Consider the following 508-nt stretch of genomic DNA (forward strand, 5'->3'; position numbering starts at 1 on the left):
TTAGCGACTAGCCGTGACTTTCCTTATATCCAAGTTGAGACCAACGGCTATACCTTAAAAGGCAAACAGGTTTTCCCTGATCGCCTCAGTGTTGGCTGGATGCTTTACCAGCCCCGTATTATTGATAAATCCTATCTGCCTATGGCGGAGGAGGTACTTCCCGTCCATCAAAATAATGAACAGGTAGGTACTCTGATTGTCACCAAAAAAAGCATTTTTGATGGAAGAAATCAGGATGATATTGATAAATCCAATGATGTTGAAATTCAGTTGGTGAACCTGGGATTATTGCCATTAATTACCGAGGTGTGATGGGAAATGATGCTATTTTCCAATTGAAAAACGGTGGAGAACGTTAATGTCAAAAGCAATTATTCTGCTGGGTGATACGACAGATCATGGCGGTAAGGTGATTACCGCTATTGATGACTATACTCACAAGGGTATTCCTATCGCGGGTAAAGGTGATTGGGTGGAGTGCCCTCAATGCAAAGGTGTATTTCCTATT

The 508-nt window shown here is 41.9% G+C and carries 1 protein-coding gene and 1 pseudogene; both read left to right on the forward strand.

Features of this window, described 5'->3' with window-relative positions; genetic code table 11:
- Positions 1-312: pseudogene (locus C5469_RS23095) on the forward strand (Imm52 family immunity protein); the annotation flags it as partial.
- 46 nt (positions 313-358) lie between these two features.
- Positions 359-508: PAAR domain-containing protein (locus C5469_RS23100; RefSeq protein ID WP_207629360.1), on the forward strand; the 150-nt coding region annotated here is incomplete at its 3' end.

The organism is Photorhabdus cinerea, from assembly GCF_011189575.1.
GTDB lineage: Bacteria > Pseudomonadota > Gammaproteobacteria > Enterobacterales > Enterobacteriaceae > Photorhabdus > Photorhabdus cinerea.